Source organism: Rahnella perminowiae, assembly GCF_019049755.1.
Lineage (GTDB): Bacteria > Pseudomonadota > Gammaproteobacteria > Enterobacterales > Enterobacteriaceae > Rahnella > Rahnella perminowiae.
This window is the reverse complement of sequence record NZ_JAFMOS010000558.1, coordinates 1-18,745: the sequence shown is the minus strand read 5'-3', so window position 1 is coordinate 18,745 and position 18,745 is coordinate 1. Positions and strand designations below refer to the sequence as shown.

General features: G+C 51.6%; 17 protein-coding genes. 7 read left to right on the top strand and 10 right to left on the bottom strand.

Annotated features, from left to right (window positions below):
- Positions 1–205: 205 nt before the first annotated feature.
- Positions 206–1,420, top strand: coding sequence for a pyridoxal phosphate-dependent aminotransferase (locus J1785_RS14355; protein ID WP_129952333.1), 1,215 nt, complete (start codon positions 206–208; stop codon positions 1,418–1,420).
- Between the two features lie 117 nt (positions 1,421–1,537).
- Complete coding sequence (gene yfbR / locus J1785_RS14350; protein WP_129952332.1) at positions 1,538–2,137, top strand: 5'-deoxynucleotidase; 600 nt, start codon at positions 1,538–1,540, stop codon at positions 2,135–2,137.
- Positions 2,138–2,145: 8 nt separating this feature from the next.
- Here the strand turns inward: yfbR and J1785_RS14345 are convergent, their stop codons facing one another.
- The 4 genes from J1785_RS14345 to yfbV all read right to left on the bottom strand — a co-directional run bounded on the left by J1785_RS14345 (position 2,146) and on the right by yfbV (position 5,918).
- Positions 2,146–3,978, bottom strand: coding sequence for an SLC13 family permease (locus J1785_RS14345; protein ID WP_217219618.1), 1,833 nt, complete (start codon positions 3,976–3,978; stop codon positions 2,146–2,148).
- A 119-nt stretch (positions 3,979–4,097) separates the two neighbouring features.
- Positions 4,098–4,751: a sugar phosphatase gene (locus J1785_RS14340; RefSeq protein ID WP_129991765.1), complete on the bottom strand. Its 654-nt coding sequence runs from the start codon at positions 4,749–4,751 to the stop codon at positions 4,098–4,100.
- A 24-nt stretch (positions 4,752–4,775) separates the two neighbouring features.
- A complete protein-coding gene (locus J1785_RS14335) occupies positions 4,776–5,270 on the bottom strand; it encodes a YfbU family protein (RefSeq protein WP_129952329.1) in 495 nt (164 codons plus the stop codon).
- A gap of 192 nt (positions 5,271–5,462) precedes the next feature.
- Positions 5,463–5,918 (bottom strand): terminus macrodomain insulation protein YfbV, encoded by a 456-nt coding sequence (gene yfbV / locus J1785_RS14330; protein WP_129952328.1) that lies wholly within the window; start codon positions 5,916–5,918, stop codon positions 5,463–5,465.
- Between the two features lie 519 nt (positions 5,919–6,437).
- On the opposite strand from yfbV, the gene ackA reads away from it, so the two are divergent.
- Both ackA and pta read left to right on the top strand, forming a co-directional pair.
- The gene (gene ackA, locus J1785_RS14325) at positions 6,438–7,640 is read left to right on the top strand and encodes an acetate kinase (protein WP_129952326.1); all 1,203 of its coding nucleotides are present in this window, start codon (positions 6,438–6,440) and stop codon (positions 7,638–7,640) included.
- 181 nt (positions 7,641–7,821) lie between these two features.
- On the top strand, positions 7,822–9,966 hold the full coding sequence (gene pta / locus J1785_RS14320) for a phosphate acetyltransferase (protein ID WP_205951578.1): 2,145 nt from the start codon (positions 7,822–7,824) through the stop codon (positions 9,964–9,966).
- A 76-nt stretch (positions 9,967–10,042) separates the two neighbouring features.
- Here pta and J1785_RS14315 read toward each other — a convergent pair whose 3' ends face one another.
- From J1785_RS14315 to J1785_RS14295, 5 genes are all read right to left on the bottom strand, one after another.
- A complete protein-coding gene (locus J1785_RS14315; protein WP_217156824.1) occupies positions 10,043–10,996 on the bottom strand; it encodes a transketolase family protein in 954 nt (317 codons plus the stop codon).
- Positions 10,989–11,822, bottom strand: coding sequence for a transketolase (locus J1785_RS14310; RefSeq protein WP_129991761.1), 834 nt, complete (start codon positions 11,820–11,822; stop codon positions 10,989–10,991). The genes J1785_RS14315 and J1785_RS14310 overlap by 8 nt, the downstream gene beginning before the upstream one ends.
- 103 nt (positions 11,823–11,925) lie before the next feature.
- Positions 11,926–13,302, bottom strand: a complete 1,377-nt coding sequence (locus J1785_RS14305) for a PTS ascorbate transporter subunit IIC (protein ID WP_129952322.1) — start codon at positions 13,300–13,302, stop codon at positions 11,926–11,928.
- Between the two features lie 50 nt (positions 13,303–13,352).
- Entirely contained in the window at positions 13,353–13,634 is a 282-nt protein-coding gene (locus J1785_RS14300; protein ID WP_129952321.1) for a PTS sugar transporter subunit IIB, read from the bottom strand.
- A 135-nt stretch (positions 13,635–13,769) separates the two neighbouring features.
- Positions 13,770–14,213 carry a PTS sugar transporter subunit IIA gene (locus tag J1785_RS14295; RefSeq protein ID WP_129952320.1) on the bottom strand — a complete coding sequence of 148 codons (444 nt, stop codon included), beginning with the start codon at positions 14,211–14,213 and terminating at the stop codon, positions 13,770–13,772.
- Positions 14,214–14,564: 351 nt separating this feature from the next.
- Here J1785_RS14295 and J1785_RS14290 point away from each other — a divergent pair, with 351 nt between their 5' ends.
- Positions 14,565–15,581, top strand: a complete 1,017-nt coding sequence (locus J1785_RS14290; RefSeq protein ID WP_129952319.1) for a LacI family DNA-binding transcriptional regulator — start codon at positions 14,565–14,567, stop codon at positions 15,579–15,581.
- 36 nt (positions 15,582–15,617) lie between these two features.
- On the opposite strand, the gene yfcD is transcribed toward J1785_RS14290, so the two are convergent.
- On the bottom strand, positions 15,618–16,250 hold the full coding sequence (gene yfcD, locus J1785_RS14285) for an NUDIX hydrolase YfcD (protein WP_217139026.1): 633 nt from the start codon (positions 16,248–16,250) through the stop codon (positions 15,618–15,620).
- A 316-nt stretch (positions 16,251–16,566) separates the two neighbouring features.
- Between yfcD and yfcG the strand changes: the two genes are divergently transcribed.
- A complete protein-coding gene (yfcG, locus tag J1785_RS14280; RefSeq protein ID WP_129952317.1) occupies positions 16,567–17,196 on the top strand; it encodes a GSH-dependent disulfide bond oxidoreductase in 630 nt (209 codons plus the stop codon).
- Between the two features lie 142 nt (positions 17,197–17,338).
- Positions 17,339–18,235 carry a TIGR01777 family oxidoreductase gene (locus J1785_RS14275; protein ID WP_129991759.1) on the top strand — a complete coding sequence of 299 codons (897 nt, stop codon included), beginning with the start codon at positions 17,339–17,341 and terminating at the stop codon, positions 18,233–18,235.
- The last annotated feature ends 510 nt before the right edge of the window (positions 18,236–18,745 follow it).

Here is an 18,745-nt window from a genome sequence, read left to right as displayed (position 1 = left end):
CTATAAATTAGCACAATTAACCATTAAGACTCAGGTGCTATACGGTAATACCCCACCACAGACCGCTTTAATACTGTTTTTCACCAAAACGGTGCACAGCCCTTCTCATGCCCTTTGCGGGAGAGTAAATTGACCCCTTCGCACTGTTCTACGGTCGCTCGGCACCAGGGAAGAACAGGCTTTACTGCAAAAGGCTCTCACTTACATGTCCCCGATTGAAAAATCCCGCAAACTGGACAACGTCTGTTATGACATTCGCGGCCCGGTGCTCAAAGAAGCAAAACGTCTTGAAGAAGAAGGTAATAAAGTCCTCAAGCTGAACATCGGCAACCCCGCGCCATTCGGTTTTGATGCGCCTGATGAAATCCTGGTCGATGTCATCCGCAATCTGCCAACCGCGCAAGGTTATTGTGATTCGAAAGGCCTGTTTTCTGCACGTAAAGCGATCATGCAGCATTATCAGGCGCGCGATATGCGTGACATCACGGTTGAAGATATCTATATCGGCAACGGTGTTTCAGAGCTGATTGTTCAGTCCATGCAGGCACTGCTTAATACCGGTGACGAAATGTTAGTCCCTGCGCCCGACTACCCGTTGTGGACAGCAGCCGTTTCGTTATCAGGCGGTAATGCTGTGCATTATCTGTGTGATGAAGGGGCGGACTGGTTCCCTGACATTGCCGATATTCGTGACAAAATCACACCGCGTACCCGTGGCATTGTGATTATCAACCCGAATAACCCGACCGGCGCCGTATACAGTAAAGAATTACTGATGCAGATTGTGGATATCGCCCGGGAACATAATCTGATTATTTTTGCCGACGAAATTTACGACAAGATCCTGTATGACGAAGCCCGGCACATCTCCATCGCCTCCCTGGCACCGGATTTACTGACGGTCACCTTTAACGGTCTGTCAAAAACCTACCGCGTAGCCGGTTTCCGTCAGGGCTGGATGGTTCTGAACGGACCGAAGAAACATGCGAAAGGTTATATTGAAGGTCTGGAAATGTTGGCCTCGATGCGCCTTTGCGCCAATGTGCCGATGCAACATGCCATTCAGACTGCACTGGGCGGCTATCAGAGCATCAGCGAGTTTATTCAGCCGGGCGGACGCCTGGTCGAACAACGCGATCGTGCATGGGAACTGATCAATGAAATTCCAGGCGTTTCCTGCGTGAAACCAAAGGGCGCCCTGTATATGTTCCCGCGCATTGACGCCAAACGTTTCAACATCCATGACGATCAGAAAATGGTGCTCGACTTACTGTTACAGCAAAAGGTATTGCTGGTTCAGGGTTCTGCGTTCAACTGGCCGTATCCGGATCATGTACGTATCGTGACGCTGCCACGTGTGGATGAGTTGGAAATGGCTGTCAATAAACTGGGACGTTTCCTCGAAACCTATCGCCAGTAATGAAGCCAGGGCGCTGACGACAGCGCCCTTTCGCCTTTCCTTTCAATTTCCGCATTTGCATAACGGTTTCGCACTGCTCACAATAGTCATTCATTCACCGCAGTAATCGAGAGTGTTATGAATCAGAGCCATTTTTTCGCCCACCTTTCCCGCCTTAAACTGATCAGCCGCTGGCCGCTGATGCGCAATGTCCGTACTGAAAACGTGTCGGAGCACAGTCTGCAAGTCGCTTTCGTCGCCCATGCTTTAGCCGTGATCAAGAACCGTAAATTCAATGGCAATCTGAGTGCGGAACGCGTTGCTCTGCTCGCCATGTACCACGATGCCAGCGAAGTGCTTACCGGAGATATGCCGACGCCAATCAAGTATTACAATCCGCAGATTGCCCATGAGTACAAAAAGATTGAGAAAATTGCCCAGCAGAAACTGATTGAAATGCTGCCGAAGGAATTACAGGAGGATTTCCGCCCGCTGATTGACGAACATTATTATACGGAAGAAGAAAAACTGACCGTAAAACAGGCTGATGCGCTGTGCGCCTATCTGAAATGTCTGGAGGAATTATCGGCAGGCAATAACGAATTCACCCTGGCGAAAGCCCGTCTGGAGAAAACGCTGGCAGACAGAAAAAGCCCGGAAATGGATTACTTTATGGAAGTCTTCATTCCGAGTTTCAGCCTCTCGCTGGACGAAATCAGTCTCGATTCGCCGCTCTGAACCTGCGATCAGAACGGGAATAAGACAGGTACCAGAAATATGCTGACGACCATCACCAGCAAAGTGAACGGTACACCGATGCGGAGAAAGTCGCCAAACTGATAGTTGCCCGGCACCATAACCAGCGTATTTACCGGTGACGATACCGGTGTCATAAAAGCGGCAGAAGCCGCAATAGCAATAATCATGGTGAACGGGTACGGTGATACCCCCATCTGGTGTGCCGCCGCAATAGCAATCGGCGCCATCAGGACAGCCGTTGCAGTATTAGAAATAAACAGCCCGATGCTTGCACAGAGAATGAATAAGCTCAGCAACATTACATACGGGCCATAGCCGCCGCTTATCTCCATTAATCCCTTCACAATCAGTGCCACACCGCCGGTTTTCTGCAGAGCCAGCGCAAAAGGCATCATCCCGACGATCAGCAGCAAACTAGGCCAGTGAATGGCTTTATAAGCACTTTCCATCGTGATGCAACGGAATTTACCCATCAGAATACAGGCAATAATGGCGGCGATAGCGTTAGGCACATCATCGGTGAGCATCAGCGCCACCATCAGCGCCAGACAAAACAGCGCATGGGGTGCCTGGCTCAGAGCGGGCGCGACTTCATCCACTTCAGCGGGAAGATTAAGTACAATGAAATCATGCATTTGTTGCTGAAGCTGGCGGATCAGCTTCCAGTCGCCAATCACCAGCAGCATATCGCCCAGCTGCAATTCCTCATCCACCAGTTTTCCCTCCAGCGCTTCACCCTGGCGGCGGATACCCACAACATTTAAGCCATAGGTGGAGCGGAATGCCACATCACGCAGCGTTTTGCCGAGCAGTTCGGAATCGGGAATTAATGACACTTCGGCCATCCCGACATCCCGCGATTGCTCAGAAAAATACTCACCACGTAGCACCATAGGCTCGAGCATTTCGTCAGTGCAAAATTGTCTGATGGAGATGTCAGGATCCGACATATCGAGCAGTAACACATCGCGGGCAAACAGTTCCGTATTCCCCGTCGCGCTGACCATCACACGGCGAAATTTACGCCAGCGTTCAATGCCTACGACGTTCGCGCCGTAACGGGAACGCAGATGCACATCATCAAGTGTACGCCCGACCAAAGGCGAACCGGGGCGGATAGTGACGCGACGCGCACGGCCGGTCAGATGATAATCACGGATCAAATCCCGGAAAGTTCGCCGCTTCCAGTGTTGCTGACCTCGTGCCGCATCTTCTGATGACAGCCAGCGACGGGCAATCAGCATATATCCGATACCCATTATCAGTACCACCAGTCCCACCGGGGTGACGCCGAAGAAACCAAAACCGTCGAATCCCTCACGCAACAGTTCGCTGTTGACTACCATGTTCGGCGGCGTAGCGACTAATGTCATCATACCGCTGATAAGCCCGGCGAAACTCAGCGGCATCATCAGTCGTGCGGGAGAGGTTTTCATGCGCGCCGAGACGCTCATCACCACAGGAATGAAGATCGCGACCACGCCGGTTGAACTCATAAAAGCGCCCAGACCTGCGACGGTAAGCATCAGCAAAACCAGCATCCGCGTTTCACTGTTGCCCGCCACTTTCATCAGCCAGTCACCGACCTGATACGCCACACCGGTTCTCACCAGCCCGTGGCCGACCACAAACAGCGCCGCGATCAAAATAACGTTCGGATCACTGAATCCGGCCAGTGCTTCATTGATAGTCAGCGTGCCGCTGAGCACAAAAGCAATAATGACCAGTAAAGCAACAATATCCATTCGCAGCGTATTGCGTGCAAACAGCATCATCGCAATAGCCAGCAACGTGACGACCCAAAGCAATTCACCGGTCAAAACACACTCCATTTGCGTTGAGATTGAGAGGCAGGAACGGGTACCAGAATGGCATAAAAAAACCCCGCACAGGCGGGGTTTATATCAATTTAAACAGGGAAATTGTGTTTTTTCTGACCTTAACGCAGACTGACTTTCACACCTTCGCCGGTACGGCTGATCAGCAGAACTTCCAATGTCGTCAGGTCGAAATCGACATTTTCAATCCCGGGCGTATCGTCCGGTGCGTTTACAGCAATGACTTTGCAGCCCGCGGCCAGCCCGGCCATCACACCGGCGGCGGCATCTTCAACCACCACGCAATCTTCCGGTGCCAGACCCAAACGTTCTGCTCCCAGCAAATAGGCGTCAGGCTGTGGTTTGCCATGTTTGACCTGTTCAGCGGTGATAAACACTTCAGGCTCAGGCAAATGCGCCGCTTTATGGCGCGCGCTGGCGACAGGCAAGGAACCGGATGTCACAATTGCCCAGGGAATATTCTGCCGGTTGAGTTCACTTAACAGCAAATGGGCGCCGGGAAGCGCGGCTACCCCCTCGGTGTCCGTGGCTTCAATCTGTTCCAGCTTCAGAAACTCTTTTTGAATCGCTTCTTCACTTTCACCCGCCATAAAATGACGCAAAGAAGTGATCGCCTGCTTGCCATGAATAAACGCCAGTACATCCTGGGGGCTGATGCCCCGGCTAAGCGCCCAGTTCACCCAGGCACGCTCAACTGCAGGTAATGAATCAACTAACGTTCCATCAAGGTCGAACAAAAAACCCTTACAAAGCACAGGCGACTCCTTTAAGTATTGACATCAGGCATTGATAATTTGCGCGATCTCTACCGCACTCAGATGATACTGACGCGGGCACGACTGCCAGACCGCCAGCATACGCTGGTATTTATCCCACATTTTGGTCTGCGAGTTAAACCCGTGAGTGCCTGCATCAAAATCGGTGTAACGTCCTTCGGTGTTCACCATAAAGCGAACATAGCTTAAATAGCGGGATTCCGTTGCGGCATCAAAACCCAGAAAATCAATACGGCGGCGATCCAAATCTTGCGTATCTTTCAAATGGGTCCAGGACACCTGCATCGCATGATGCATTTCCATGATATTAATCACTGTGCGACAGGTTTCCTCCGGCAATTCGCCGAAATCTCTGTCCAGCTCGCGCATTTGCAAACCAAAACCCCGTTCTACAACGGTTTGTAACCGGCGATAGCGTTCCGCATTATCGGGATCCAGCATGGTCATCATTTTGTATTGATTGGACAAAATCAGGCGTTGAGCGTTCGTCATTTCCATCGTGAAAATCCTCATGTCTGCATAATGCGCAAAGCATGGCATAGCGCAAAGTTCTGCGAAATCGCAAGCACACCATTCTTTGATTTGAGTCGGGATCTCACCTGAAATAATCACCGGGGAGATTTCCCCGGCGAGATACGACTTATGAAAGATTGTCATTGATGACAGGCGCAGCAAGCGGGGAAACCAGGCTTACAGATCGTCTAAGAAGGTTTTGTCCAGCTGTTTGAACGCGCGCTTAAGGACATCAGCCAGTGACTGGTACGTCGGCGTACCTTCAATCGGTGCCAGTGCCAGTCCGGATTCAGCGAGCTTGTTGCGTACATCATGGAACCAGCCGAGTAATCCCGGCGGCAGCGGCGTCAGAGAACGGCGACCCAGCCACCATAATCCTTGCATCGGCAGGCTGCAGGCAAAAATCGCCGTGGCGACGGCCAGACCGAGTTGTCCACCTAAAGCGATTTGCCACGTCAGGGTAAAGACCGCTACCGGCGGCATGATGCGCACGGCGAAACGCGTAGCCGTAGAAATCCGGTTCTCGGGAAACATCGGAGCCAGGCGCTTATCTGACGGCCATGTCTTCATATAGTGCTGCCCGCGCTGGAATACCTGGAACCAGCCTACGGAGCCTGTTGGCTTACTCGTCATCGTTGCACCTCAACTTCGCGTATAAAATTTAAAAAATAGTTGTAAAACACAAACTGGAGTTTACCACGATAAAATATATTTTGTTTTTGCTGGCACCTGTCGGTATTCTATCGCAGCCTCGCAACCCTCTCAGGTAACGGGATCAATATAAAGTTGGGGTGAAAGCGGTGAATTGCAATCTTTCATCCCCATAATAAGCATAGTGCCTCGGTCTGAGAGGATTTGTAATTAGTTATTGTATTTTTTGTTAGTGTTTTTACTGATTAGTAACATCCTGAAGACGTGTAAACCGAAATATACAGTGCTGTTTACTGATTTATTTCTGTTATCCGGACGCTTAAAAAAACCAAAGCCCGGCGATTCTTCAGCTTTTTCATCGTCATGTCCGTTTTGGCTCTCTGGCATGATGTTAATCATAATTGTCGCCGCCATTATGCGCTACGCTTGATGTCAGACTGACGATTTATTAACCACGTGTATTGTTTTTTTAAACAGCACCAACAATAAATAGGTACTTCCATGTCGAGTAAGCTTGTACTGGTTCTTAACTGTGGTAGTTCTTCCCTCAAGTTTGCCATCATTGATGCTGCAAACGGCGAAGAGCACATTTCAGGTTTAGCCGAATGTTTCCATCTGCCAGAAGCGCGCATTAAATGGAAAATGGACGGTGGCAAAGAAGAAGCCGCTTTGGGTGCGGGTGCCGCACACAGTGAAGCGTTGAAATTCATCGTTAATAACATTCTGAGCAAAAAACCTGAGCTGTCCGCAGAACTGGTTGCGATCGGCCACCGCATCGTTCATGGCGGCGAAAAGCTGACCAAATCAATGCTGATCAACGACGCGGTTATTGAGGGTATCAAAGAATCTATTCCGTTTGCGCCGCTGCATAATCCGGCTCACCTGATCGGTATCGATGAAGCCCTGAAATCATTCCCTAAACTGGCTGATAAAAACGTTGCCGTTTTCGACACGGCTTTCCATCAGACAATGCCAGAAGAATCCTACCTCTACGCACTGCCGTACAGCCTGTATAAAGATCATCACGTCCGTCGTTATGGCGCACACGGCACCAGTCACTTCTACGTGACACAGGAAGCCGCAAAAATGTTGAACAAACCCGTGGAAGAAGTGAACCTGATCACTTGCCACCTGGGTAACGGCGGTTCTGTCAGTGCAATCCGTAACGGTCAATGTGTTGATACCTCCATGGGCCTGACCCCGCTGGAAGGTCTGGTGATGGGTACCCGCAGCGGTGACATCGACCCGGCCATCATCTTCCATCTGCACGATTCACTGGGCATGAGCGTTGATCAAATCAACAAAATGTTGACCAAAGAATCAGGTCTGCTGGGCCTGACTGAAGTCACCAGTGACTGCCGTTATGTTGAAGATAACTACACCACCAAAGCAGATGCTAAACGTGCCATGGACGTCTTCTGCCACCGTCTGGCGAAATACATCGGTGCATATACCTCATTGATGGAAGGCCGTCTGGATGCCGTCGTATTCACCGGTGGTATCGGTGAAAACGCTGCAATGGTTCGCGAACTGTCGCTGGCTAAACTGGGTCTGCTGGGCTTTGAAGTGGATCACGAACGTAACCTGGCTGCGCGTTTTGGCAAATCCGGGGCGATCAACAAAGAAGGCACCCGCGCCGCTCTGGTTATTCCAACCAACGAAGAGCTGGTGATTGCACAAGACGCCGCGCGTCTGACTGCATAATTCGATTCAAGACTGCCCGCGTAATGCGGGCAATTTTTCACTTATAGGCAAACGCCGCCCGTTTGGACGCACCGCGCAGGATAATCATCGCGCTTATGCTGATCATTATCCTCTCTGTACAAACCTGCGAAGGTCCCTGCCTGGCAACCGTTAAAGAGGTTTAGCCGTGTCCCGTACAATTATGTTGATCCCTACAGGCACCAGCGTCGGTCTGACCAGCGTCAGCCTGGGCGTGATCCGTGCCATGGAACAAAAAGGCGTCAGCCTGAGTATCTTCAAGCCTATCGCCCAACCGCGTACTGGCGGAGATGCTCCTGACCAAACCACCACCATTATTCGTGCTAACTCCAGCGTGACCGCTGCAGAACCGCTGAAAATGAGCCATGTGGAAACCTTGCTGAGCTCAAACCAGCAAGACGTACTGATGGAAGAAATCATCGCGCGTTATCATGAAAATACCAAAGATGCGGAAGTGGTGCTGGTTGAAGGCTTAGTGCCTACCCGTAAACACCAGTTCGCCAATGCGCTGAACTATGAAATTGCCAAAACCCTGAATGCAGAAATCGTCTTTGTGCTGGCGCTGGGCAATGATTCTCCTGCACAGTTGAAAGAACGTATCGAACTGGCCCGTTCCAGCTTCGGTGGCAGCAAGAACAAAAATATCACCGGCGTAATCATTAACAAACTGAATGCACCGGTTGACGATCAGGGTCGTACACGTCCTGACCTGTCCGAAATCTTTGATGATTCCACCAAAGCCAGCGTGGCGAATATCGACCCGACCCAGTTGTTCGCTAACAGCCCGCTACCGGTTCTTGGCTGCATTCCCTGGAGCTTCGAGCTGATTGCCACCCGCGCAATCGACATGGCTAAGCATCTGAACGCGCGTATTATCAACGAAGGCGATGTGAAAACCCGCCGCGTGAAATCCGTAACATTCTGTGCACGCAGCATTCCGCATATGCTGGAGCATTTCCGTCCGGGCTCTCTGCTGGTGACCTCTGCTGATCGTCCTGACGTGCTGGTTTCAGCCTGTCTGGCCGCCATGAACGGCGTGGAAATTGGCGCTATCCTGCTGACCGGTGGTTATGAGATCGACGAACGCATCAACAGCCTGTGTGAACGTGCCTTCCAGACCGGCCTGCCTGTCTTTATGGTAGAAACCAACACCTGGCAGACCTCCCTGAGCCTGCAGAGCTTTAATCTGGAAGTACCTGCAGATGACCATCAGCGTGTAGAGAAACTGCAACAGTACGTGGCGTCTCACATTAACGCTGACTGGATCAACTCCCTGAGCGCACATTCCGAACGTTCACGCCGTCTGTCACCGCCGGCATTCCGCTATCAGCTGACCGAACTGGCCCGTAAAGCCGGTAAACGTATTGTTCTGCCGGAAGGCGACGAGCCACGTACCGTAAAAGCGGCAGCGCTGTGTGCTGAACGTGGTATCGCTGAATGCGTACTGTTGGGTAATCCTGACGAAATCAAACGCGTTGCAGCAGCTCAGGGCGTGACGCTGGGTAAAGGCATCGAAATCGTTGATCCGGTGGCTGTCCGTGAAGAATATGTAGCCCGTCTGGTTGAACTGCGCAAAAACAAAGGCATGACCGAAGTGGTTGCACGTGAACAACTCGAAGACAACGTGGTTCTGGGCACTCTGATGCTGGAACAAGGTAACGTTGACGGTCTGGTTTCCGGTGCGGTTCACACCACAGCAAACACCATCCGCCCGCCGTTGCAGCTGATCAAAACCGCACCGGGTAGCTCGCTGGTTTCCTCTGTGTTCTTCATGCTGCTGCCTGACCAGGTTCTGGTTTACGGCGACTGCGCGATCAACCCGGATCCTACCGCTGAACAGCTGTCTGAAATCGCAATCCAGTCTGCGGATTCTGCTGCGGCGTTCGGTATCGAACCACGTGTTGCGATGATCTCCTACTCAACCGGTAATTCCGGCGCAGGTAGCGATGTTGAAAAAGTGCGTGAAGCGACCCGTCTGGCACAGGAAAAACGCCCGGATTTGATCATCGATGGCCCGCTGCAATATGACGCCGCTATCATGGCTGACGTTGCTCAGTCCAAAGCGCCAAACTCGCCGGTTGCGGGTAAAGCGACCGTGTTCATCTTCCCTGACCTGAATACCGGTAACACCACGTACAAAGCGGTACAGCGTTCTGCGGATCTGGTCTCAATCGGACCGATGTTGCAGGGTATGCGTAAACCGGTCAATGACCTGTCACGTGGCGCACTGGTAGACGATATCGTCTACACCGTTGCACTGACAGCGATTCAGTCTGCTCAGGCAGAAGCGGCTGTTCCGGCTAAATAAGTCAGAACTTCTGAAGGTAAGACGCCGGACTTAATATCCGGCGTTTTTTTTGGGTCGCATTTCTTTCGATAAAAATTCAGAGCAATGTTTTCGCGGCTTCCAGAATATGCTCAGCCGTCAGGCCATATTCCTGCTGTAAAAACTCCTGCGTGCCCACCTGACCGTAACGTTCCTTCACGCCGACACGGCGCATCGGCACCGGCTGATTTTCTACCAGTACTTCCGCCACCGCAGATCCCAGCCCGTTGTGAATACTGTGGTTTTCGCAGGTCACTATTTTGCCGGTTTTCGCGGCGTATTGAATGATGATGTCTTTATCAATCGGCTTGAGGGTGAACATGTCAATGACCGCCGCACTCACGCCTTCGCGCCCGAGCATTTCTGCCGCTTTCAGTGCTTCAGCGACCATAATGCCGTTGGCAATCAGCGTCACGTCTTTGCCATCGCGCAGCACATTGGCTTTGCCGATGGTGAATGTCGAACCTTCCTGATAAACCTGCGTGGCCTGTTTACGGATGGTGCGCACCCAGTAAAAGCCTTTCAAATCCATCAGTTGCAACAGGATATCGCGGAACATTACGGCGTCGGTAACTTCCATCACCACCGAACTCGCCAGCCCGCGCACGATACCCATATCCTCAAACGACATATGCGTACCACCGTTATGGCAGGCGCTGACGCCCGCATCGGACGCAATAATCTTCACATTATTTTTCTGATAATCCAGTGACATAAACAGCTGATCGAAACAGCGGCGGCTGGCGAATGCGGTAAAAGTATGCACAAAAGGCACGCGACCGGTCAGCGACAAACCTGCTGCAACGCCGATCACGTTGGCTTCCATAATGCCGCAGTTAATCACATGATCAGGGTGATCTTTATGCACGCCGTCCATCGCCATCGAGCTCATCAGGTCGGCTTCAAGCGCGATAACCGGCGTGTTCTCTACGATCTTTTGACGCACGGTATTGGCGTAAACTTTGCGCATTTCCACCGCGTCTTTTTGTAATTCCAGAGAGACTTCAAACATGGGTGGCCTCCAGCTCAGCGATAGCGTTTTCGATTTCCAGTTTCACATCCGGCGTTAGACGCAGATGGTGCGAGTTCGCCAGTTGTTCGAGATACTTCACGCCCTGCCCTTTGATGCTGTCGAGTATCACCACCAGCGGACGTTGCTCAGCATGACGAACCGGTGTGACCGCCTCACTTATCGCTGCAATGTCATCGCCTTTAATGGTCTGCACATCAAAGCCAAATGCACTGAATTTTCCGGCCAGATCAAACGGCTTGATGACTTCATCCAGCGTGCCGTCGAGTTGCTGTTTGTTGTAATCAATGAACAGCGTCAGATTGTGCAGGTTGTGGTGTGCAATAAACTGGAAGGCTTCCCAGCACTGTCCTTCGTTGAGTTCGCCGTCGCCAAGAATGCAGAATACACGGTTGCTGCGACCGGCCAGCTTATGCGAAAGCGCCATGCCCGCCGCAATGGACACGCCTTGTCCCAGCGAGCCGGTGGTCGCATCCACGCCCGTGGTGCGCAGCCGGTCCGGATGGCTCGGCAGACGGGTTCCGTTCTGGTTGAGTGTGTGTAATTCGCTGACCGGGAAATAACCTTTCAGTGCCAGCGTGGCATACAGCGCCGGCCCCGCATGGCCTTTTGACAGCACGAAATAATCACGATCTTGCCAGTCTGGTTTTTCCGGATCGATGCGCATCACATCGCCATACAACACGGCCAGCGTCTCCACCACGGACATGCTGCCGCCATAATGCCCGAATCCCAGACCGGTCAGCATTTTCAGCGTCTCGATGCGGATATGGCGGGCAAGATCACGAACCTTCTGGACATCTTTCATCTTCATGGGTCCTTATTTTAATGAATGCTTATCCTGACCTGTTATTTCTAACAGGCAGGACAGTGTTTCCCGGATGGAGTTAAAAACGCAGTGATGCAGGCTATTACTTCTCAGTGGCTTCTTTCTCAGCCACCGGTTTTTTACCGAGATAGTTCCAGGCAACCAGTACCGCGAAGATTCCGACAATCAGCGCCATGATGCCTTCCTTCGACATGAAGCGGGCCAGGTTACCCAGCAGAATGCCAATAACGCCGAAATCCGCATCAGAGAAGGTTGCATTGGCAAAGCCCAGCGCGCCGAGTACCGGTAACAACAGAACCGGCAGGAAGGTAATCAGCACGCCGTTGGCAAATGCACCGACCATCGCCCCGCGACGCCCGCCGGTGGCATTACCAAACACGCCCGCCGTTGCACCGGTGAAGAAGTGCGGCACTACACCGGGCAGGATAAGCACCAGATGCATCTGCCCTAACAGGAACAGCCCCACCAGCCCCCCGAGGAAGCTGAACAGGAAGCCAATCAGCACAGCATTCGGCGCGTACGGATACACCACCGGGCAATCCAGCGCCGGGCGGGCATTAGGCACCAATTTCTCGGAGAAGCCGACGAATGCCGGAACGATTTCCGCCAGGATCAGACGCACCCCTTGCAGAATGATGAACACGCCCGCCGCGAAAGTAATTGCCATAATAATGGCGTACACCAGATAGTTCTGACCTGCGCTGTAAGTGGCTTCAACAAAGACCTGCCCCGCGAATACCGCCATAATCAGATAAATGATAATCATGGTGAGCGAGATAGAAATGGAACTGTCACGCAGGAAGCTGAGGTTTTTCGGCAAATTCATTTCTTCCGTAGAACGTGAACCTTTACCGACCTTGCTGCCTATCCAGCCCGATAAGACATAACCGATAGTGCCGAAATGACCGAATGCGACGTCATCGCTACCGGTAATTTTGCGCATATAGCGTTGCGCCAGCGCCGGAAAGAACGCCATGATAAGCCCGAGCGTCAGGGAGCCGGTGAACACCAGTGAAACGCCTTCGAAACCGGCCACTGTCAGAATAACGCTGATCATACAGGCCATATAAAACGTATGGTGACCGGTCAGAAACACATATTTAAGACGGGTGAAACGGGCCACGATCAGGTTTGCCACCATACCAAACGCCATAATTAACGCTGTCGGCGCACCGAATTTCTCCAGCGCAATGGAAACAATCGCTTCGTTATTAGGAATAATACCCTGGATATTAAAGGCATGTTCAAACATGCCGCCTAAAGGATTTAATGAACCGACTAATACTGTGGCACCACCGCCTAAGACTAAAAAGCCCAGTATTGTTTTAACCGTGCCTTTCACCACATCAGAAAAGTTTTTCTTTTGCGCTACCAGACCGATTAATGCGATGAGCCCCACCAGTATAGAAGGCACTTTTAATATATCGACCACAAACTTGAGCGTTTCCTGGATAAACATATCCACCTCGTTTGTCTATTTGTTTTATTTGTAGGGTTATTCCGTGCCGGTCAGGACACCGGATGCTTTTCAAAGTGAGCCATCAGTTTTGTTTCAAGTTCATTAATATCAATGATGTTAGTGATCACCACCAGCTGGTTTTCAGGAATACTGGCGCTGGCAGCGATGTCCTTTGCCATCACAAACAGATCGGCCTCGCCCGGAATGGCTGAGGACAAATCGGAGTGCTGAACATCTGCCTGAATATTAAGTTTTTTCAGAACCTTCTTGATGTTCATTTCAACCATAAAACTGCTGCCTAAACCGGAGCCACAAATCGCCATGATTTTCATTTTTTCACCTGTTCTTTATCTGTTTTTTAAAAGTTTACATTGCGTAGGATCACAGTTCAGTTGCACATATTCATGCCCCTGAATTTCAGGATTTCGTTAGGCTTGAACCCCATGCCTTTCTGATATAAAGGCAGACTAATAGCGGGATATAATGTCCTGAATTTCTCTGATCGTTTTTGCCTGATGTATTTTCTGCATATCTTCTTCACTGGAAAATAATTCCGCCAGTTCAGAAATCAGTTCAACATGACTGTGTTTATCAGCAGCTGATAACATCACCACCGTATAGACCGGGTCGTTATCCTCTGAATTAAACACCACGCCGTGTGGCAGTGTCAGTAACGAGAGTCCCAACCCGTTCGCCCCTTCTTCTGGTCTGGCATGCGGCATGGCAATACCCGGTGCCAGAACAAAATACGGCCCCAGCTTTTCCCGTTGAGCAAAAATTGCCGTCAGGTAATCCGGGGTTATGGTCCCTTCTTTCAGCAGGGGTTGTGCACTGACCTCCACCGCCTGCCGCCAGTCCGTGATATCCGTTCTGATCTGAATTCGTTCAGATGTCAGCCAATCATTTAACATAGTCAGGCTCCGTATTTTTTTAAGATGGCTGGTCAAATTTCCCCCAGACCGCACCAACGATCCTGACTCTACTTCAGCGATAGCGTTAACATCTGTGACACACATCCCAAAGATAGCGCTACCAAACTTCTATCATTGAGAACTGTGATAGCGCTATCAAAAATAATCGCGCGGCGGTACCACCGTCCCGTGGATCACATAAATAACGGTATACTTTGTCTGGAAATTGCCGATAATTTACCGAATTCTGCCGTGGTTCCCGTTTTGCCGGTCCTGCTGCGGCCCGCTTTTTTCGCTATACCCGTGGGTATACATTGTGCGCAAGATGCGCAGTTAAGGTCAGGATCGTGAATGTCCATTAACAAGAAGAGACGCAGTACTGGAAGAGTGACGCTGGCCGATGTTGCGCAGCTGGCAGGCGTGGGCAGTATGACCGTCTCCCGTGCACTGCGAACACCTGAACAGGTCTCCGACAAACTGCGGGAGAAGATCGAAGAGGCCGTGAGCCAGCTCGGATACCTGCCCAATCAGGCCGCCAGTTCGCTGGCTTCTGCTTCATCAAATACCATTGCGATGATTGTACCGAGCCTTTCCGAAGCGGGCTGCGCCGAGATGTTTGCCGGGTTACAGAAAGTGCTGCAACCGGCGGGTTATCAGATCATGCTGGCGGAATCTCAGCATCGTATTGAGCGGGAAGAAAAACTGCTGGAAACGCTGCTTTCCTATAATCTGGCGGCGGCGATTTTGCTGTCCGTTGAGCATTCGGCCAACGTACGGCAATGGCTGGATAACCTGACCATACCGGTGCTGGAAATCGGCGCGCTGACCGATTCGCCGATCGACATGAATATCGGCATTGATTATGTCGAGGCGATGTTTCAGCTAACCCGGACGGTGATCGCCAGGGGGTATCAGAATATCGGCATGTTGTGTGCTAATCAGGAGCAGTGGATTTTCCAGCAACACCTTCAGGGTTGGCGCAAGGCCATGTTAAAAGCGCACATGTCTCCGCACCGGGTGATAAACGCCGCTGAGCCAGCCAGCTTCTCCACCGGCGCTCAGCAATTGCCGGAATTTCTGCTCGCCTGGCCGGAAATTGACGCGCTGGTGTGTGTTTCCGACGATCTCGCCTGTGGCGCATTGTATGAATGTCAGCGCAGACGCATCAAAGTGCCGGACGATCTTGCCGTGGTCGGCTTTGGCAACGCCGATGTCAGTAAAGTATGCCAGCCACCGCTGACCACCATTGCCATACCGCATAAAGAAATCGGGATACGGGCTGCCCAGGCGCTACTGGCGAGGATTAATGACGAGGAGTGGGAAGAAGTGATGATCGCTTCGTCGTTGTGCAAGCGGGAGAGTTGCTAAAGAAAACGGGCGATATGAGCTCGCCCGTAATGTGTCTCAGATAGCGTCTTTTGGTGACGACACCACGGCATCGTTTTTAGGGTCTTCAGAGACAGACGCGTCAGCCACAGGAGCGGCGGCTTCACGGGTCAGAGGCTTACCGTGTTCTTTTTCATTGTTGCGCGTCATCCACAGAGAAAGTGCTTTCAGCGAGTCTGGCGTAAATTCATCACAGCGCGCGGTAATTTCTTCCGGTGTCATCCAGCGCACGGCATCAATTTCTTCTTCCTGCAGGGCAAACGGACCGTGGGATACACAACTGAACAGTGCACCCCATACGCGGCATTTGTTCTCTTCTTCAAAGTAGAACTGACCGTGCTCTGCAAACGGCACACCGGCGATGCCCAGTTCTTCCTCGGCTTCACGGCGGGCAGAATCAAGAATATTTTCACCGCTTTGCACTACACCACCGGCCGTTGCATCAAGCCAGCCCGGATAGAAGTCTTTGGTTTCAGTCCGACGCTGAACCAAAATATTACCCATTCCATCATGAACCACAATATAGCTGGCACGGTGACGCAGGACCTGAGCACGCATTTGTTGTCGGCTGGCCTGGGCAATGACCTCGTTGTCTTCGTTGACGATATCCACCCACTCATCCGTACTGATGTTTTGCTCTTGTTCTGACATCCGCTGGAACCTTCTCTTTTAAGCGCTGATCTGTGCGCAATAAGTCTGTGCGCTGTGATTTTGCAACACGTCGATAATGTGCTGAGATTCTATCTGGGTCTGCTGGTTAGCTTCAATAGCTATGGATGCGTTGATGCAACCTAAAAGCTATGTTACCCCGCAAAGTTCGCCATCAGACAAGTCTGACATAGACTTCTAAACATCTACATTATGATAACCTAATAAACCGGATAAGAAGTTTGTGATTACCCGTTCCCTATTGGCGTATCCCGTCCCCGCCAGTCGCGACAGTGATTAAAACAACGCAGGAGGCAATATGATCGATCTTTATTACGCTCCCACACCGAATGGCCATAAAATTTCTCTTTTTCTTGAAGAGAGTGGCCTGCAATACCGGCTCCATCGCGTTGATATCAGCGCCGGAGAACAGTTCAAACCTGAATTTCTGGCCATTTCGCCAAACAACAAAATCCCGGCGATTGTTGACAGTCAGCCCGTTGACGGCGGCGCACCGATCGGTATTTTTGAGTCTGGCGCAATTTTGCAATATCTGGCAGAAAAAACCGGAAAATTTCTCAGCAAAGAGTTGCGCGAGCGGACTGCGACACTGGAATGGCTCACCTGGCAGGTAGCCAGCTTTGGTCCGATGCTGGGTCAGAACCACCATTTTACGCACTACGCGCCGCAACCGGTCCCTTATGCCATTGAGCGTTATTTACAGGAAACTCAGCGTCTGTATGGTGTGCTGAACCGCCAGTTAGAGAAAAACGCGTATATCGCCGGGGAGAATTACAGTATCGCCGACATAGCCACTTATCCGTGGGTAGCGGCTCATGAACGTCAGCGAATTGATCTCGCACAATACCCGGCCGTGCGCAATTGGTTCGAAAGGGTTAAAAGCCGCCCGGCGACACAAAAAGCCTACGCGCTGGCGCAGGTTCCGTAAGCCCCTTCAGTTTGCCGGCAGCATTGTGAATGTCTCAAAATAAAAAACCCTTAATTGTGCTCCATATCGCGCGTTAATAGCGATGACTCATCTATGATTAAAGGCAGTTCATCCGCGTATTCAGACAGTTAAGGATCCCGATATGAAGATCTTGATTACCGGCGCCACCGGCCTCATCGGAAGGAAACTCACCGAACGGCTGCTTGCGCAATCTCATCAGATCACCGCCCTGAGCCGTGCACCTGAACGCGCGGCGAAGTTACTCGGCACTCAGGTTTCCGTCTGGGAAACGCTGCAAGGAAAAACCTCACTCGATGGTTTCGATGCCGTAATTAATCTTGCCGGTGAACCGATTGCCGACAAACGCTGGACCAAAGAGTATAAAGCATTGCTTTGTGAAAGCCGCTGGAAACTGACCGAACAACTGGCAACGCTGATTAATGCCAGTGAAAAGCCGCCTTCTGTGTTTATCTCCGGCTCAGCGGTCGGATATTACGGCGATCAGGGTCAGGCGCTCGTGCCGGAAGACGAGCCACCTAATAAGCAGTTTACCTGGCAGTTATGTGCCCGCTGGGAAGCACTGGCGATGTCAGCACAAAGCCCGGCAACGCGTGTTTGTTTGCTGCGTACCGGCATCGTCCTGGCTGAAAAAGGCGGTGCGCTGGCAAAAATAGTTCTGCCCTACCGTGCCGGTCTCGGTGGCCCGCTCGGTGATGGTCAGCAATACATGCCCTGGATCCACATCAGCGACATGATTGACGCGATTATTTTCCTGCTGGAACACGAAACACTTTCCGGCCCGTTCAATATGGTGTCGCCGTACCCGGCACGTAACGAGCAATTCAGCGCTCTGCTTGGCGAAGTATTGCACCGTCCGGCATTTATGCGGGCACCCGCGCCGGTAATAAGGTTACTGATGGGGGAATCCGCCGTGCTGGTACTCGGCGGACAGCGTGCCGTCCCGCGCAGGCTGGAAGCCGCAGGGTTTATATTTAAGCATCAGGAGCTGAAAGAGGCGCTGGAGGATTTGCTCGGGTGACGGGTCTTGCAGCCCTTCACCCTGCCGTACCAGACTGGGGATGTTTCGGTTTCTCAATAACTGAGATTACTTAACTTTCTGCGCCGAAACCGCCCAAAGGAGGAAAGTGCTTTTCCTCCTTTGGATTCCTCCTCGCTTTTTCAACAAGCGATAACGCTCGCTAGCTATGTTTCAGGTATCACTGCGACAGGCTGGAAATCTTGCCGCTGCGCGGTGCCTTCATTTCGGGATTGCAGCCTTGGGTCTGCAACCTCTCATTCAGCAAGCTTTCTGAAACGCCCGTGCGATCTTAAATTCAAAGGCAGATTGTTTTTTTATCTTTTAGAAATGTTGATTGGCGTGCTCAAAAATGGCACCGAATGAACGGTTCGAGACCTAAGGCTCGAAGCCTGAAATGAGGGAATCGCGGAGCGATGACATTTTGCGCCACACTCAGAACGACCAGAACATGTCCTTCGTTCCAGCGACAGCGCGCAGTGAAAAAGCGAGGGGAGTGCAGAGGGGAAAAGC